Here is a 15,196-nt window from a genome sequence, read left to right as displayed (position 1 = left end):
GGGGTGGGCGGGGAAGTGGGAGACCTGATCGAGAGCCGGCTCAAGCGGGAGTGGGGGGTGAAGGATTCGGGCCACCTGTTGCCGGGGCATGGTGGCATTTTGGATCGTATCGACGCGCTGCTGTTCGTCGCACCGCTGTTTGTGCTCTATCTGGAATACATTGCGCGTATCTACAGGTGAGGCGCGGGGATGGCAGCGACCTGGAACGATGTGCATAGAGGCCCTGTATAAAAACCCGATTGTTTTGCGTCCAGAAACTCCACCTGGCGAGGTGCGCCCATGGGCCTTCTAGTACCTGGCAGACGCCAACAAAATCGGAAGTTCGATTATCAGCCCCGGTTTTATAATCCGGAGCGGGAGCGGAAAATCCGTGAGCGCATCCGCGTCGAGCGGCGCGTCACGAGCCGCCGGCGGAGCCCTGCCGGGTTCATCTACGCGGCCATTCTGCTGATGATCGCGCTCTTCCTGTACACGAGCCTTTCCTGACGCCGCTGGGCGCGCGGGTAGGGTTTCCACACACGCTTCGAGCGGGGATAGGTGACGAACGCACACGATACGGAAACGGCCGACTCGCCGGACAGCATCATCCGGACGATGCCGGCCGCGCTGGCGAATAAGATCGCCGCCGGAGAGGTCGTGCAACGCCCCGCATCGGTGGCGAAGGAGCTGATCGAAAACGCGCTGGACGCCGGCGCCGGAGACATCTCCCTCATCGTAAAGGCCGCCGGCAGCGAACTCGTCCAGGTGATCGACGACGGCTGCGGCATGAGCCCTATCGACGCGCTGCTGTGTTTCGACCGCCACGCAACGAGTAAGCTGGCCCGGATCGAGGACCTGAATACGCTCCGCACGCTGGGCTTCCGGGGTGAGGCGCTCGCGTCGATCGGGGCCGTGGCGCAGGTGACCCTGGTCACACGTCGGCTCGAAGACGCCGCCGGCTACCGCGTCCATGTGGAAGACGCGGCCCTGGTGTCGAGCGAGCCCTGCGCCGCCCGCGCCGGAACGTCGATCGCCGTACGCAACCTCTTCTACAACGTGCCGGCCCGGCGCAGCTTCCTCAAAACGCCGGCGACGGAGTTTAAACACCTCGTCGAGACCTTCCAGTTTCTCGCGCTGTCCCATCCCGGCGTCGCCTTCTCGCTCTACCACGACGACAATGAGGTCTACCGCCTGCCGGCCGAGAAAGGGAAAGACGTCACGGCGAATCTGCGCGCCCGGATCCAGCGCCTCTTGGGGGCGCACCTGGGCGATCACCTCGTCGGGTTCGAGGAGACGACCAGTTACCTCTCCGCCAGGGGACTGGTGAGCAAGCCCGACTACTTCCGCCGCAGCCGTGGCGAGCAGTTTTTGTTTGTCAACGACCGCTTTGTGAAGGACCGCTACCTGGAACACGCTGTCCGCTCCGCCTACGAAGAGCTGATTCCAGACGGCTCGTTTCCGTTTTTTGTCGTCTTTCTCAGCATGGACCCCAGGCATGTCGATGTCAATGTGCACCCGACCAAAGCAGAGGTGAAATTCGACGATGAGCGGGGGATCTACGGCTTTCTCCGGTCAGTCGTCCGCAAAGGCATCGGATCGGCCACGCTGGCTCCGCAGTTTGATTTTGAGACCGCACAGGCCGGCGCTGGCTCAGAGGCTGGCTCCAGTACGGGCTCAGCGGGCGGCAGCGCCATCGCCGCGTCGTGGCTGACCTCGCCGTCGCACTCCGACCGGGCGCCGGTGGGATTTGCGGGGGGACATTCAAGGGGATATGGCGCCCCGGGGGGCGAGTTGAGCGCCCGATTGTACGCCGGCGCCACGCCCGGACGCGAGTCGCAGGCGTACCTCATCCCCTCCGCTGCTCGTTCCGCGTCGGACGACGCCGATCAGGACGGGGCGCCCATCTGGCAGCTCCATCAACGGTACATCCTCACCCAGATCCGTTCCGGGTTGATGATCTTCGATCAAAACGCCGCCCACGAGCGCATCCTGTACGAAAAGGCGATGTACAGCCTGGAAATCGGGATGGCGCTCTCTCAGCAGCTGTTGTTTCCCCATACGTTGGAATTTAGCCCGGGCGACTTCGAGCTGGTCAAGGAGTTGCTGCCCGAATTCCGCAAGCTCGGCTTCGAGGTCGAGTTGTTCAGCGGGCGGGCCGTGGTGGTGCGCGGAGTACCGGCCGACATCAAGGTGGGCGACGAGCGTAAGATTCTCGAGGAGATCCTCGAGCAATACAAGATGAACCGCGATACGCTCAAGCTCCGTGCCCGTGAGAACCTGGCCAAGAGCATGGCCCGACGCGGGGCGCTGCGTGCCGGCGCGAAGCTGGATGCCAAAGAGATGCGCTCGCTGATCGATCAACTCTTTCAGTGTGAGATGCCGTATGTATGCCCCTACGGCCGGCCCACGCAAGTCAGCCTCTCGTTAGAAGAGTTGGAGACCCGTTTTAGCCAGGGGCGCGCCGCCTCGTGACCATGCTCGAACGTGTCGCCGATTATATCGCCACTGAGGGAGGCGTGCCGCCGGAGTCGGCGCTACTCGTCGGCGTGAGCGGCGGCGTGGATTCCATGACCCTGCTCGACCTCCTGCGCCGGCTCGGCTACGGCGTCCAGGCGGCGCACGTCAACTATGGCCTGCGCGGCGACGCGTCCGATGCCGATGAGGCGCTGGTGCGCGCGTACGGGGAGCGGCACGGCATTCCGGTGCACGTGCTGGCCGTCGATGGCCGGGCAATGCAGGCCAGCGCGGGCTCCTTCCAGGAGGCTGCCCGCCAGGCCCGGTATGCCATCTTCGATACGATCGCGCGTCAGGAGGGCCTGGCTGTAGTGACCGTGGCCCACCACGCGGACGACCAGGCCGAAACCGTGCTGATGCACTTGTTTCGAGGCGCCGGGATCGAAGGCCTCTGTGGCATGCCGCCGGCGCGGCCGCTCCTGCCCGGTAGCGCCGTCCGCCTGGTGCGTCCCATGCTGGGCGAGTCCCGGCGCGATATCGAGGCGTATGCCGCGGCAAACGAAGTCCCATGGCGGACGGATGCGTCCAATTCCGACGCCACCTATCGACGCAACGCCCTCCGGAACGACATCCTGCCGGCGATCGAAGCCGCGTTCGGGTCGGGGGTGACGGCCCACATTGCTAGCGCGGCGGAGCGGGTGCGGGCCTATCGCGCGGCCTCGTTCGAGCCAGCCCTGGCGGGCTATTTGGCCGGGGCGCTGGTGGACGACCGGGACGAGCGCTGGCTCCGTGAGGAGGCGCTGCGAGCAATGCCGGCCGTCTGGCGACGGCGGGTGGTGTTGGAGGCCCTCGCCCGGTGGTCGCCGGCGACGCCCCGAACGGCGGCATCCGCGGCGCGGGTTCTGGCGTTGCTGGAGGCGCAGACGGGCCGGCGCGCGGTAGTTTTGGGCGGCGCCTTCTGGCGGGAGCGGGAAGCGCTGGTGTTTGTGCATGCCGAGGCGCCGGGCGCGTATCCGGAACAGGCCCTGGCCGCCGGCGGGACCGTGGAACTGCCGGCGGGCCGGATCGAGCTGAGTCTGCCAGTCGCCCCGCCGGCGCGTCCGAACACCGGCTCGCCAAACGCGGTATGGCTCGATGCCTCCCGGGTGAGCGTTCCGCTGACTGTGCGCGCCTGGCGTGCGGGGGACCGGCTGCACCCGTTTGGGATGACCCACAGCCGGAACGTCAGCGACCTGCTTACCGATGCCCGCGTGCCCAGCCACAGCCGCGCCGCCTGGCCCGTCGTCCTGAGTGGGGCGACGATTGTCTGGGTGCCGGGTGTGCGGCTGGCCGAGGCGGTGCGGATCGGCGCGGGGACGAAACAGGCGCTGGCGCTGACGTTTCATGTCATCCCGAACGTGATGCGGGATCCAGTCGGATGGCAAGACGACGGGATTACTTCGTAAGTCGCTTCGCTCGTTTCCCGATCGGAGTCGGGGACGAAGATACATGTACGGGTTTAAACCCAGACCCTGATATACGATTTCCATGCAAAAAAACGATCCGTCCGTGGATACCTCTTCGTACGTGTATTGCCGTGGCGAGCGGTTTCGGAAGTATCTGGACGAGGACACGATCCAGGAGCGGGTGCGTGCTCTGGCCGGCGAGATCGACGCTACGTATGCCGGCAAACGGCCTATTTTCATCGCCGTGCTGAACGGTGCGTTCATGTTTTTCTCCGACCTCCTCAAGGCGATCACGATCGAATGTGAGGTCGACTTCATGAAGTTGTCGTCCTACGGCGACGCCAAGGTGTCCAGCGGCAACGTGAGCGAGCTGAAGCGGATCGACGCCGCGATTGAGGGTCGGCACGTAATCGTCGTAGAGGATATCGTCGACACCGGTCTTTCGATGGCCTACATCCTGGAGCGGATGGCCGGGTACCGGCCGGCGTCGTTGCGGACGGCTGTGCTGCTGCACAAGCATGAGGCGACGCGGGTGGAGGTGCTTCTGGATTATGTCGCCTTCGCCATTCCCGACCTGTTTGTGCTCGGCTACGGGCTCGATTACGGCCAGCTCGGGCGCAACCTCCCCGCAATTTACGTGCTCGATCCGCCATAAATCGACACCAGGATAGGCGACCTGGCACCCCGGGGTTATTTCTGCCGGCCGATGAAACCTCTACCCGCGCCGGGCCTTATACGTTCATCGGATCTTTGCAGAGCGCCCCGTGCGCTTGCACCTCTCTTTAACTACGAATCGCGATGCGAAACAAAAAAATCGTAGGTTTTGGGGCCGTTTTACTGACCCTTGGTATATTCATGGGCTTTGGGCTGGGCGCCGCGATCTCGAGTGACGACACCTACGAGTCGATGAAAAAGCTGGAACAGGCGTACGGCGTCATCAACCAGCATTATGTCGACGATGTCGATTCTGCGAGCCTGACCGAGACCGCCATCGAGGGTATGCTCGAGCGCCTGGATCCCCATTCCGTGTACATCGATGCGGATCAGATGGAGGACGTGAATGAGGACTTTAATGCCTCGTTCGAGGGTATCGGCATCTCGTACGAATTTATCCCCGGAGAAAACGGGGCGGATACACTGACGGTGTTGAACCCACTGCCGGGTGGGCCGAGTGATGAGGCCGGACTGCATTCCGGCGACCGGATCATGGCGGTGGATGATTCCTCGGCGATCGGATATACGCGGCGGGACGTTGAATTACATTTGAAGGGCCCGCGCGGGACGCGCGTGAAAGTGACGGTCCAGCGTCCGGGTTACCCGGAGCCGCTCGAATTTGCGATCATTCGGGACAAGATTCCGCTGTACACCGTCGATGCCCACTATATGGTGGATGAACAGACCGGGTACATCAAGATCAACCGGTTTGCGCGGACGACCTATCGAGAGTTCATGGACGCGGCGCAGGTGTTGAAGGATCGGGGGGTGAAACGCGTGATTCTGGATCTTCGGGACAACGCCGGCGGGTTTATGGACATGGCGATTCGGATCAGCGACGAGTTCGTCGCCGGGGACCAGGTGATCGTCTCGGCACGGTCGCGTCACCCAGAGTTCAACCAGGTGAGCCGCTCGCGCGTGGCTGGCATCTTCGAGAAAGAGCCCGTGATCGTGCTTGTGAACGGTCAATCCGCCTCCGCGAGCGAAATCGTCGCCGGCGCATTGCAGGATCACGACCGGGCGTTGATCGTAGGCCACCGGACGTTCGGGAAGGGGCTGGTGCAGAAGCAGTTTCCGCTTGAGGACGGCAGCGTGCTGCGCATGACCATCTCACGTTTTTATACCCCGTCGGGCCGGCTCATTCAGACGCCGTACGAAAACGGGGAACGGGAGGATTATTACCGATCCAAGATGGCGCAATACGAGAGCGAGTACGCGATGAGCATGGAGGACCTGCTCGACCAGGTGCCGGATTCGCTGCTCTTCAAGACCGACAAGGGGCGGACGGTGATCGGTGGCGGGGGCATCTTGCCTGACTTCATCGTCCGTCCGGACACCGTGTCCCTGTATCTCCAGGCCGTACTTGGTCAGTCGTTGCTCCGCCCGTTTGTGCGGCAGTATATCGACCAGAACAACGACGCGTTGTACCAGCAATGGGGCGGCAAGCGCGAACAATTCATCGCTTCGTATGAAGTGGACGATGCCGCGTATAGTGCCTTTCAAACTTATCTGAAAGACCATGGCATTCAGATCGTGGCCGGCGACACGGCGCCCGAGGCGACTGAGGAGGTGCGTTATTTCACCGAGGCTCAGGCGGCCGAGGAGGAAGCGCTGGTGCGAAATCTGATCAAGGCGCACGTCGGTACGCGGTTGTTTGATGCGGCGGCCTGGTATCCGATTCGCCATGCAATGGACCCCGTACTGGAGGAATCGATGCGGCTATGGGACAATGCGACATCGCTCGCGCTGAGTTATCGGTAGGGGGAAGCAGGAGAAGTAGTGGGGAAACAGCCGCCGGCGAAAGGATATTTCGCCGGCGGTTTGGTTTATAAAAACAGGCGTGGTAGTTTTCGGCAACTATCAGGATGTCGACGTGTCCTTCTGTTTGGTGGGCCGCCGCATCGATGCAGTCCAGGCTCCGGACGAGGCGTGTGCGCAACACGGGTTGCGGGGGACTGGGTAAAGTGCATCAGAATGTGTTTCTTGCGAGCGACGTTTACCTACCGTGTTGTTCGCACAACACACTAACCACTCATAAACAACTTCTTCTACGGGAGGCTTGTGTCCATGCAGTTTCTGAATGTTCTCATGATGTTGCCCCAGGAGGCAGCAGGCTCGACCGATTTCATCAACGTTCTCGTCGAGCGGTTTAATGAAGGCGGCGGCTACATGTGGCCGATCATTATCACGTTCATTCTCGGTCTGGCGATCGCGTTTGAGCGCATTATCACCCTGAACCGCGCCGACATCAACACGCGCAAGTTCATCGTGAACGTCAAGAAGGCGCTTGAAGACGGCGGCGTCGCCGCGGCTGAAGACGTTTGCGCCAATACGCGGGGCCCGGTGGCCTCGGTGTTCCAGGCGGGTCTTCTTCGCCACGACGAGGGCATCGAAGCCGTAGAAAAGGCTGTTATTTCCTACGGTTCGATTGAAATGAACTTCCTCGAGCGCGGGTTGGTGTGGCTCTCCCTCATGATCGCCCTTGCCCCGATGCTTGGCTTCCTCGGAACCGTGGTCGGGATGGTCGAGGCCTTTGATGCCATCGAAAGTGCTGGCGACATCTCCCCGAGCCTTGTGGCCGGTGGTATCAAAGTCGCTCTCCTCACGACGGTCTTCGGTCTTATCGTGGCCATGATCCTCCAGGTGTTCTACAATTACGCGGTGTCCAAGATCGACCGTATTGTTGTGGACATGGAAGAGGCTTCGATCGAATTGATCGACTCGCTGATCCTCCTGAACGCGGGCCGTCCGTTGACGAACCCGACGGCCAAGAGCTGATCGTTCGGTTGTCCTTCTGCATGAGGCACGCCTCGCCGCGCGTTGACACGGGTTTGGGAATTGAATGGGCCGGGATGCACAATGCATCCCGGCGCCTTACTCCCTCGCTCAACTGGCGCTTTGGGGGTCCATGCTTGCACCTGACTTTTTAAGCTACCTCTACTCCTATGGATTCTCTGGTTTTGATTGGAGTCTACGCCGTCCTCGGCCTGAGTGTGCTGAGCTTGCTCACGATGATCGGATTCGGATTCCGCAGTATTGCGTCCGGAAAGGTCAATACGCTCAGCATGATCACGATGGCATTGCCGTTCGTGCTGATGGTTGTTTTTGGTGTGGTACTGGGTGATTGGACCCGCGCCGCGATTCTCACCCTTGTTTGCGTGGCCGTCATTGCGGCATTAGGGATCGTCGTTTCCAGTTTTCGGTCGCTTTTTAACTGAGGCCGGCCCGTTTCCGAGCTCATTTTTACCTGGTACTTAATATGCCCTTGCTCAAAAAGAAGCCGCGCAAGTCGCCCGAAATTCCGACATCCTCCATGGCGGATATAGCGTTCCTCCTGCTCATTTTCTTCCTGGTGACAACGACGATCGACGTCGATACGGGTATCGGCATGGTGTTGCCGCCGAAACTTGACGAAGAAATTGATCCTCCCCCCGTCAAGGAGCGTAATATGCTCAAGATCCTGGTCAACGAGACCGGTCAGGTGCTCCTTGAGGATAGGCCTTCGCAGCTGACGCTCATACGTGATGAGGTGGTCAAGCATGTGACGAACTTCGGCGCGGACGTCAACTACTCCGAACGCCCTGGTGTGGCGGTTATCTCCATCAAGACGTCGGGTAAGACACCCTACAATTCGTACATCGAAGTGCTGGACGAAGTCTGGATGGCGTACTTCCAGATCTGGGATAACGAGGCACGTTCGCTCGGCTTCCCTAATTATTCGACCTACCAGGAATCGCTCGGCGCCGATGTTGAAAATGCCGTCCGCGAAAAATTCCCCGCCGCCATTTCGATCGCCGAGCCCGACGACACGGTCTGATCGCGCCTTCCAGCCTCTGAAAACACGCCGTACTCCCTATGTCACAGCACTTTAAAAAGAAAAAGGCGAGCGTCAGCGCGAACGACATCCCGACCGCTTCGCTTCCGGACATCATCTTCATGTTGTTGATCTTTTTCATGGTCACAACCGTGCTCCGCGAAACGACGGTACAGGTGCGAACGCTCCTGCCCGAGGCCGAGGCGCTCACGAAGATCGAACAGAAACGACTTGTGTCGTACGTCTGGGTCGGGCCGATCAAACGACCGGGCAACGAACTGGGCCCCACGTCGGTCCAGATCGACGACGCGCTCGTGGAAGACTACGCCGTGATTCGCACCGTGATGTACCGCAAATGGTCCGAACAGCCCAAGCTGATTGTGTCCCTCCGGGTTGATCAAACCTCGGAAATGGGCATTGTCACCCGGGTGCAACAGGAGCTGCGCGAAGCGGGAACTTTGCGGATCAATTATTCCTCTAAGCGCGAACTTCCAGCCAATTGATGGCGCGCGACGGACGCCTTCCGGGGCATCCTCTCGCTCTGTCGCGTACATTCGTATCGTGTTTTAGAACGAGTAAAAAAAGCTCTGCCCCGGCAGAGCTTTTTTACTTCATTTCAGCTATCCATGACACATCGCATTACGCTTATCCCTGGCGATGGCATCGGTCCCGAAGTTGTCGACGCGGCCGTGCGCGTCGTTGAGGCCACCGGGGTTTCAATTCAGTGGGAACGGTTCGAGTCGATTGGCGCCGCGGCGCTTGAACGCGAGGGCACACCGTTACCCGAGGCGCTGGTGGACCTGATCCGCGAAACCCGTGTCGCCCTGAAGGGCCCGGTCGCCACACCCATCGGTAAAGGATTTAAGAGCGTCAACGTCCAGCTCCGTCAGAAGCTCGACCTTCACGCCAACGTTCGGCCGGCCCGCACGCTTCCAGGAATCGTCACCCGGTTTCAGAACGTCAACCTGCTCATCTTTCGCGAAAACACCGAGGGGTTGTATTCGGGGATCGAAACCTTCGACGAGCGCAACCAGATCGCCGATTCCACGGCTCGCATCACGCGCCGGGGGTCGGAGCGCATCATTCGTTTTGCCTTCGAATATGCGCGCCGGCTGGGGCATAAGCAGTTGACGCTGGTGCATAAGGCGAATATCCTCAAGTTATCTTCCGGTATGTTTCTGGAGATCGGCCGGGAGATGGCAGGCCAATACCCGGAAGTTACCTTTAACGAGCGGATCATCGACAACATGTGCATGCAGCTCGTCATGTATCCCGAACGGTACGATTGCATCGTCACTACGAACCTGTTCGGCGACATCCTTAGCGACCTCGCCGCAGGGCTGGTGGGTGGGCTGGGTGTGGTAGCCGGCGCTAACATTGGTACGGAATACGCCGTCTTTGAAGCGGTGCACGGCAGCGCGCCGGACATCGCCGGCCAGAATAAGGCCAATCCGACGGCCCTCATCCTGTCGGCCGAGATGATGCTTCGCCACATCGGTGAACCGCGTGCGGCGGATGCCCTGCGAGACGGTCTCGAGGACACCCTCCGCGAGGGGACGCATCTGACGGCCGACGTCGGCGGCCATCACTCGACCTCGGCGTTTGCCGATCGGGTCGCAGCACATGTTACGGACCGGCGTTAAGGCGCCTGGCACTATTCCCACGCTGCCCGAGGTTTTAGCTATAGATTACTCGTAATAGTCATGATCCAGCGAAAACAAACCGTCTTCCTTGCGCTTGCCGCCGTGGCGCTATTGTCTTCGTTTCTTGCTCCATTTGAAGTGGTCGCGGCCAGTAGCTGGCTGCCGGCCGTCGCGCCAGTCCTTTTCGCGCTGATTGCGCTGGGGGGGATCTACGCCATCTTCCAGTATGCCGATCGAGCGCGTCAGCGCTCTATCGTCCTGGGGCTGCAATATGCCGCGCTGATCGTCTTACTGCTGGTGCTGGGGCTGCGTTTTGTCGTGCGAGATGCGTCCGTCGCTATCGATGTGGCCGCCTGGGCCGTGAGCGCCGCGCCGGCGGCTATTGCGTACGTGCTGTTTCTGTTCGCGCGCAAGTCGATTGAGAAGGACATCGCCCTGGTCCGTTCGATGGACCGTCTCCGCTGAGCCCGCCCTTGACTCCTGTCGCTCATTCCGCCGGCGAGCCGCCACGCCACGTCCTCGTGCTGGTCGCGCTCGGCCTCGTCAGTTTCTGGTCTACTTCGGTGCTTGTGCGTTTCGCCGGCGAGGTCCCGGCCCTGGCGTTGCTGGTCTGGCGGACGATGATCGCCGTGTTCTGCCTCCTCCCGTTTCTGAGGAAACACCATCTGGCGATTTATCGCCGTATGAGCTGGCGCGAAGCCGGCCGAATCGGCATGGCCGGCTTCCTGCTGGGCCTGCATTTTTATCTCTTCTTTGAGTCGCTGCGGCATACGACCGTCGCGAGCACGACCGTCTTTACGGCGCTGAGTCCCATTTTTATGGCCTCGATCGGGTTTTTCTTCCTGCGTGAGCGCCTCCCTCCCGCGGCCATTCTGGGTATGGTTGTGGCCACCGGAGGTGGCGCCATGATTGCCTGGGGGGATGCATCGACGGGGAGCGCGCCGAACCCGGCGTGGGGAAATCTGCTCGCGATTGGCGCATCGTTGACGATAAGCATCTACCTGATCACCGGAAGGGTGGCGCGGCAGGGGCTCGACTGGTTTGCCTATATGTTGCCGCTGTACAGTGTAGCGGCGCTAACGATTTTGATCGCCGCGCTGGTGCTGGAGGTGCCGCTGACGGGGTATTCACCGCGGGTCTATGTGATTGGCGCGGTGCTGGCCATCGGCCCTCAGGTGTTGGGACATGGGTCGCTCAACCTGGCCGTACGCTACATCTCCGCGGCTATGCTGGGGGTCTTGTCGCTTACCGAACCGGTTGGCGCTTCGGCGCTGGCATTCGTATTATTCGACGAACGGCCGGCACTTGTATCGCTTGTAGGGATGGGGGTAGCACTGGTTGGCGTGTTGCTCGCCATCTCCCCGTCATTCTTCCGAAAAACGCGCTGAAGGCAGCTCGCTGAACCGCCGGCGCCCGCGTACGAAATAATCCACCACGATCGATCCCCGGTAGGAGGGGAGTACGGAGGCTTCACCTCCGGTTGGCCGTTCGCCAGCGTAGAAACGGCGCATGCGATGGGCGTCCCAGTAGGCGCGCAGGATGCTGCCGGCTTCGGCGAAATGGCCCGTGGCGGTGGCGCGGAGGATGGCGAGGCCGTCAAGCAGGATGCGGGCGAGGAAAACCGCCGGCCATCGCCGGCGCGGCAGGTTTTTGTAGAGCATGAGCAGGCTATTGCGGAAGTTGAAATACGCTTTCCGGGCATGCCCGTAGGGGAGCGATCCACCGCCGATGTGATGCACGACACTCGCCGGCTCCACGCGGATCTCGTACCCCGCGCGCTGGAAGCGCCAGCAGAGGTCGATCTCTTCCATGTGCATAAAAAAGCGTTCGTCGAGCAGTCCGCAGCGGTCGAGCGCGCTACGGCGCAGGAGGATGGCGGCGCCGGTGGCCCAGAAGACGCGCCGGTTGTCGTCGTACTGACCGGCGTCCACCTCCATCGTAAAAAACAGCCGGCCGCGGGTGAAGGGATAGCCGAAGGCATCGAGAAATCCGCCGGAGGCGCCGGCGTATTCGAAGCGGCGGCGGTCTCCGGTCTGCAGCAGCTTCGGTTGCACCGCCGCGCAGGATGGATACCGATCGAGCGTGTCGAGGAGGGGTTTCAGCCAGCCGGATGTGACCTCGACATCGTTATTCAGCAGGAGGATATACCGGCCCCGCGCATGGGAGATCGCCGCGTTATTGCCCTTGCAAAACGCCCAGTTTTCGGGGTGACGGACGATACGGACGGTCGGGAAGTGGGCCGTTACCCATTCGGCCGAGCCGTCGTCGGAGGCGTTGTCGGCCAGGATGATCTCCGCATCGTGTCCTTCGGATGTCTGCACTACGTCCGGAAGGCAGCGCTGCAGCAAGGGGAGTGCATTCCAGGAGACGATGATGATGGAAACTGGAAGGGGGTGAACCTGCGTTGGAGCAGACATGGGCGGGTGCGAGTAAGCTACGTGTGCGCATCTGGATTGGCGCCTTCGTTCGAGCCCCGCTTATACCCGGCCTCTCGCGCATTGTTGTGTGCGTTATCGGTTATGGAGCGGGATACACCTGAGTCTGGAAACACGTGGAAACGGTTCGCACACGGGCAGACGAGTGTCTCAAGAGACACTGGGGCTACGACGGGTTTCGCCCCGGTCAGTGGGATGTCATCGCGCAGGTGCTGGCCGGCCGCGACGCGCTCATCGTGCTGCCCACCGGAGGGGGGAAGTCGATGTGTTACCAGCTGCCGGCGTTGCTTTTCGACGGGTTGACCATCGTCGTTTCTCCCCTGATCGCGCTTATGCAGGATCAGGTGGACGCCCTGAAGAAGCGTGGTATCTCGGCGGCTTCTCTCCACAGTCAGTTAACCCAGCCGGCCATCGAGCAGATCTTCATCGACGCCGAGTTTGGTCGGTATCGGTTGCTTTACATGGCGCCGGAGCGGTTTCAGTCGGAGCTATTTCAGGCGCGCGCCGGCCGCCTCAATGTGGCCTGCCTCGCGATCGATGAGGCGCATTGTATCAGCGAGTGGGGCTATGATTTTCGGCCGGCGTACCTCGCCATTCCCCAGGCCTATCCGTTGCTCGGGCATCCGCCCGTAGTGGCGCTCACGGCCACCGCCACGCCGGACGTTCGGCGCGACATCGCCGAGCGGCTGGCGCTGCGGGATCCCTACTGTACCGTTCAGGGGTTCGATCGGCCGAACATCGTCTGGTCTGTTTTTCAGGGGACCGATAAGCGGGCCCGGGTGAAGGATGTGTTAGCCGGCGTGCCCGGGTGTGGTGTCGTGTACGCAGCGACGCGGCGCGGGGTGGAGCAGTGGAGCCGGCAGATCGCCGGGATGGGCATCAGCGTGTCGTCGTACCACGGGGGGATGGAGGCCAGGCGTCGCGAGACCGAGGCGTCCGCCTGGCTGGGCGGAAAGACGCGCGTCATGGTAGCGACAAACGCCTTTGGCATGGGTATCGACCATCCGGGGGTTCGGTTTGTCGTCCACGTCGATCTCCCGGCGACGCTCGAGGGGTATTACCAGGAGGCCGGTCGCGGGGGGCGCGACGGGGCGAGGGCGTATGCGGTGTTACTCTACGATCCGGCCGACGAAGCGACGCAGCGTGGGATCGTGGCGGACAGCCACCCGGAGCCAGATTTTGTCGCGGCGGTGTACGCCGCGGTGTGTAATAGGCATAAGATCGCGACCGGAAGCCTACCGGAGACGCCGGTTCCGGTCGATGAAGCGGCCCTGGCGGCGGGTCTGCGCGCCGGGGCGGGCAAGGTGCGCGCCGCCCTTGATGCGCTCGAGCGCCAGGGGTTGTGGACGGCCGTGCCGGCGAAGCGCCACATCGCAGCGTTCCGGTTTCTCCAGCAACCGCGCGTAATCCGCGAGGACTCGGCAAAGCTGGCGCATACGATGATCGGCACGCTGCTGGACCACCTGCTCCGGATCGTGCACGCGGATGCGTTTTCCGGATGGTGGGATCTGGATCTGCGGAGCCTCGAACGAGCGCTCGGCGCCACGCGCGAGGAGGTCGAGCACCAGCTCGACGACTTGCAGGAGCGGCACGTAGTGGCCTGGCAACGCCCCGGCAGTGGACGACGTCTTCAGTTTTCCATCCCGCGGCCGGATCGGCTACGCGTCGACGGGAATGCGGCGCGGCTGGCGCGGCAGCGGGCGGAATCCAGGCTGAAGGATATGGTCCAGTACGCTCGTTCCGAAGGCTGCCGGCGGCGCTTTTTGTTGGCCTATTTCGGGGAAGATGCGCCGGACCGTTGCGGGCAGTGCGACTACTGTATGGGCCGGCACGGGCCGCCCGCCCTGGGCCATGCGGACGAAACGCTGGTGCGGTCGCTCCTGGCCTACATCCGCGATGGGCGCCTGGTGGAAATTCTCGCCGCGGCGGCGCCCGTAGAGGCCCGAAAGGCCGAGGTTGCGCTCCAGGCGTTGGAGGAGGAAGGGATGATCGTTTGCCAGGATCCGTTGCTTGGCGTATATGCCCTGTCCGCTACCGGCGCGCGCCGCCTGGATGCCCTGGCTGGAGGCCGATAAACGGGGTTTGCGATACCCCATGCGAAACATAGAGCACAGCGCTCACCATGCCTAACAGGTAATGTCTCTGGTGGCTGGGGGTATGTATGCATGCTGGGATCTTTTATTTATAGCCGGCTGTTCTAGAGCTGTTTTACGTCATCCGCGTGCATATCACGACTCAAGCCTACAGCCTGAAGGACGCAGAACATACTTCTTTCAGGCTGTAGGTTTTTTTGTGGGCTGCTACGCCAACTAATGAACTCCTATCACGATGAACATCTACGTCGGCAACCTGCCCGCACAAACCACCGAAGATGAACTGCGAGAGGCCTTTGAGGCATACGGACAGGTAGAATCGGTCAAAATTATTAAGGATCGTTTCACGTACGAGTCGCGCGGTTTCGCATTTGTCGAGATTCCAAGCAAATCTGAAGCACTCGAAGCGATCGAGAACCTGAATCAGTCGGAATTCAACGGGCAGACGCTTGTTGTAAACGAGGCGCGACCCAAGACCGAACGTAAGCCGGGTGGCGGTAGCGGCGGTGGGTTCAGCCGTGGCGGTAGCGGTGGTGGTGGCGGCAGCCGTGGTGGTTAAGGTGGCGGCAGCGGCGGCAGTGGCCGCGGCAGCGGCGGCGGCGGCGGCGGTAGCCGTGGT

At 61.7% G+C, this 15,196-nt stretch carries 16 protein-coding genes; 15 read left to right on the top strand and 1 reads right to left on the bottom strand.

All coding sequences use genetic code 11. The features are described 5' to 3' along the window. The 13 genes from SH809_08400 to SH809_08340 form a co-directional block, all read left to right on the top strand. Window positions 1-180, top strand: a 180-nt coding sequence (locus SH809_08400) for a phosphatidate cytidylyltransferase (GenBank protein MDZ4699709.1), incomplete at its 5' end; no start/stop codon positions are given. A 99-nt stretch (window positions 181-279) separates the two neighbouring features. Beyond that, window positions 280-486 carry a hypothetical protein gene (locus tag SH809_08395; GenBank protein MDZ4699708.1) on the top strand — a complete coding sequence of 69 codons (207 nt, stop codon included), beginning with the start codon at window positions 280-282 and terminating at the stop codon, window positions 484-486. A 51-nt stretch (window positions 487-537) separates the two neighbouring features. Continuing rightward, window positions 538-2,451 carry a DNA mismatch repair endonuclease MutL gene (gene mutL / locus SH809_08390; GenBank protein ID MDZ4699707.1) on the top strand — a complete coding sequence of 638 codons (1,914 nt, stop codon included), beginning with the start codon at window positions 538-540 and terminating at the stop codon, window positions 2,449-2,451. Between the two features lie 2 nt (window positions 2,452-2,453). Next, the gene (gene tilS, locus SH809_08385; protein ID MDZ4699706.1) at window positions 2,454-3,878 is read left to right on the top strand and encodes a tRNA lysidine(34) synthetase TilS; all 1,425 of its coding nucleotides are present in this window, start codon (window positions 2,454-2,456) and stop codon (window positions 3,876-3,878) included. An 82-nt stretch (window positions 3,879-3,960) separates the two neighbouring features. Next, window positions 3,961-4,533: a hypoxanthine phosphoribosyltransferase gene (gene hpt, locus SH809_08380; protein ID MDZ4699705.1), complete on the top strand. Its 573-nt coding sequence runs from the start codon at window positions 3,961-3,963 to the stop codon at window positions 4,531-4,533. Between the two features lie 143 nt (window positions 4,534-4,676). Continuing rightward, window positions 4,677-6,353, top strand: coding sequence for a S41 family peptidase (locus SH809_08375; protein ID MDZ4699704.1), 1,677 nt, complete (start codon window positions 4,677-4,679; stop codon window positions 6,351-6,353). 306 nt (window positions 6,354-6,659) lie between these two features. Further along, on the top strand, window positions 6,660-7,370 hold the full coding sequence (locus SH809_08370; GenBank protein MDZ4699703.1) for a MotA/TolQ/ExbB proton channel family protein: 711 nt from the start codon (window positions 6,660-6,662) through the stop codon (window positions 7,368-7,370). 167 nt (window positions 7,371-7,537) lie between these two features. Then, window positions 7,538-7,810: a hypothetical protein gene (locus SH809_08365; protein ID MDZ4699702.1), complete on the top strand. Its 273-nt coding sequence runs from the start codon at window positions 7,538-7,540 to the stop codon at window positions 7,808-7,810. Window positions 7,811-7,851: 41 nt separating this feature from the next. Further along, on the top strand, window positions 7,852-8,409 hold the full coding sequence (locus SH809_08360; GenBank protein MDZ4699701.1) for a biopolymer transporter ExbD: 558 nt from the start codon (window positions 7,852-7,854) through the stop codon (window positions 8,407-8,409). Between the two features lie 38 nt (window positions 8,410-8,447). Continuing rightward, window positions 8,448-8,909, top strand: coding sequence for a biopolymer transporter ExbD (locus SH809_08355; protein MDZ4699700.1), 462 nt, complete (start codon window positions 8,448-8,450; stop codon window positions 8,907-8,909). Between the two features lie 123 nt (window positions 8,910-9,032). Continuing rightward, the gene (locus SH809_08350; protein ID MDZ4699699.1) at window positions 9,033-10,049 is read left to right on the top strand and encodes an isocitrate/isopropylmalate family dehydrogenase; all 1,017 of its coding nucleotides are present in this window, start codon (window positions 9,033-9,035) and stop codon (window positions 10,047-10,049) included. Window positions 10,050-10,109: 60 nt separating this feature from the next. Beyond that, complete coding sequence (locus tag SH809_08345; protein ID MDZ4699698.1) at window positions 10,110-10,514, top strand: DUF4293 family protein; 405 nt, start codon at window positions 10,110-10,112, stop codon at window positions 10,512-10,514. A gap of 8 nt (window positions 10,515-10,522) precedes the next feature. After that, window positions 10,523-11,437, top strand: a complete 915-nt coding sequence (locus SH809_08340) for a DMT family transporter (protein MDZ4699697.1) — start codon at window positions 10,523-10,525, stop codon at window positions 11,435-11,437. Here the strand turns inward: SH809_08340 and SH809_08335 are convergent. Continuing rightward, window positions 11,414-12,466 (bottom strand): glycosyltransferase family 2 protein, encoded by a 1,053-nt coding sequence (locus SH809_08335; GenBank protein MDZ4699696.1) that lies wholly within the window; start codon window positions 12,464-12,466, stop codon window positions 11,414-11,416. The two genes, SH809_08340 and SH809_08335, sit on opposite strands and share 24 nt — an antisense overlap. 134 nt (window positions 12,467-12,600) lie before the next feature. Between SH809_08335 and SH809_08330 the strand changes: the two genes are divergently transcribed. Both SH809_08330 and SH809_08325 read left to right on the top strand, forming a co-directional pair. Next, on the top strand, window positions 12,601-14,559 hold the full coding sequence (locus tag SH809_08330; GenBank protein ID MDZ4699695.1) for an ATP-dependent DNA helicase RecQ: 1,959 nt from the start codon (window positions 12,601-12,603) through the stop codon (window positions 14,557-14,559). A gap of 253 nt (window positions 14,560-14,812) precedes the next feature. Further along, window positions 14,813-15,136, top strand: a complete 324-nt coding sequence (locus SH809_08325; protein MDZ4699694.1) for an RNA-binding protein — start codon at window positions 14,813-14,815, stop codon at window positions 15,134-15,136. Window positions 15,137-15,196 lie beyond the last annotated feature (60 nt).

It is taken from the genome of Rhodothermales bacterium, from assembly GCA_034439735.1.
GTDB lineage: Bacteria > Bacteroidota > Rhodothermia > Rhodothermales > JAHQVL01 > JAWKNW01.
The sequence above is the reverse complement of the archived record's forward strand: the minus strand, read 5'-3'. Positions and strand labels throughout refer to the sequence as shown.